We start from the raw sequence: 1,368 nt of genomic DNA, 5'->3' as shown, positions 1-1,368 counted from the left end.
CAGGGCATCGGCGCAGGCTTCATCCCCGGCAACGCGGATACGAGCCTGATTGATGAAGTCGTGAAAGTTTCGAATGAGGAATCCTTTGCAACGGCCCGCAAACTTGCGCGGCTCGAAGGCATACCCGGCGGTATCTCCTCCGGCGCGGCAGCGGCTGCAGCGGTCAAAGTTGGCGCGCGTGACGACATGGCCGGCAAGACCCTCGTCGTCATTCTGCCAAGCTTCGCCGAACGGTATGTATCGACAGCCCTGTTTGAGGGTCTCTAGGATAGCATGATTACGGGTCTAGACCATTTTGTGCTGGTCTGTCCGGAGATCAGCTCCGCGACGGCCGTCTATGAGCAATTGCTCGGGCGGCCGGCAGATTGGCGCGCCTCAGCCGACGGTGCCGCAACAGCCATTTTCCAATTGGAGAATACCAGTCTTGAACTGATGGCCCCTGACGGGGAGGGGACGGTGGCCGATCGTTTGCGGGAAATCATCTCCGACGAAGGCCCCGGCCTGAAAAGCCTCGCTTTTGGAACGGGAGATATTTCCGCCGCGCATCACAAGCTGACCCGTCGTGGCTTGATGCCGGGCGAGATCGGCGATGGAAGCAGCACAAACGCAATCAACGGCGAAACCCGGAAATGGACGCGCTTCCGGTGCGCGGACGCGCAAACTGCTGGCGTGAAGACTTTCATCATCTCGCCGGAACAAGCCTTGCCCGTGGCGGACGCGCCGTCTGGCTGCGTCACATCGCTGGACCATATTGTCATCAACACGCCCAATCCCGACCGGGCATTAGGGCTTTATGGCGCACGGTTGGGGCTGGATCTGGCGCTCGACCGGACGCGGGAAGAGTGGAAGACGCGCTTTTTGTTCTTCCGCACAGGCGGGCTGACCTTTGAGGTCATCAACCGCCTCGGGGAAGATCATGACCCAGCCGCGCCGGACAGTATCTGGGGCCTGACATGGACCGTGGATGATCTTTCGGCGGCACATGCACGCCTCACGGAGGCTGGCTTCAATGTTTCCGAACAACGGAAAGGGCGCAAACCGGGGTCTGCCGTTTTCACTATAAGGGATGGCACATTGGGCGTGCCGACCCTGTTCATCGCGCATTCTTCACGCTAGGACACGCCTCATGAAAGCCTTTACGCAACTCACCGGAACCGCTGCGCCGCTGCTCGAAAAGGGCAAGCCGATGTCCAATGTCGATACCGACATGATCATTCCCAAGCAGTTCCTTAAGACGACCGAACGCACAGGCCTGTCCAAGGGCCTGTTCCACGAACTGAAAACGCTGTCTGACGGCTCGCCTCGGTCCGATTTCGTATTGAACCGGCCAGAATACGCCACTGCGAGCATCCTGATTGCGGGCGAGAA

General features: G+C 59.6%; 2 protein-coding genes and 1 pseudogene. All 3 read left to right on the top strand.

The features are described 5' to 3' along the window. The coding region (locus B4F73_RS01760) for a pyridoxal-phosphate dependent enzyme (RefSeq protein WP_290482369.1) at positions 1–267 on the top strand (267 nt) is incomplete at its 5' end. A gap of 6 nt (positions 268–273) precedes the next feature. Continuing rightward, complete coding sequence (locus B4F73_RS01755) at positions 274–1,116, top strand: VOC family protein (RefSeq protein ID WP_290480331.1); 843 nt, start codon at positions 274–276, stop codon at positions 1,114–1,116. Positions 1,117–1,126: 10 nt separating this feature from the next. Continuing rightward, positions 1,127–1,368 (top strand): annotated as a pseudogene (locus B4F73_RS01750) (3-isopropylmalate dehydratase small subunit); the annotation flags it as partial.

The organism is Hyphomonas sp. UBA3601, assembly GCF_002375605.1.
Lineage (GTDB): Bacteria > Pseudomonadota > Alphaproteobacteria > Caulobacterales > Hyphomonadaceae > Hyphomonas.
This window is presented reverse-complemented; position numbering and strand designations above follow the sequence as displayed.

Excerpts from the sequence above, each read along its gene's own strand:
- B4F73_RS01755 (WP_290480331.1), top strand. The coding sequence starts at position 274 with ATGATTACGGGTCTAGACCATTTTGTGCTGGTCTGTCCGGAGATCAGC.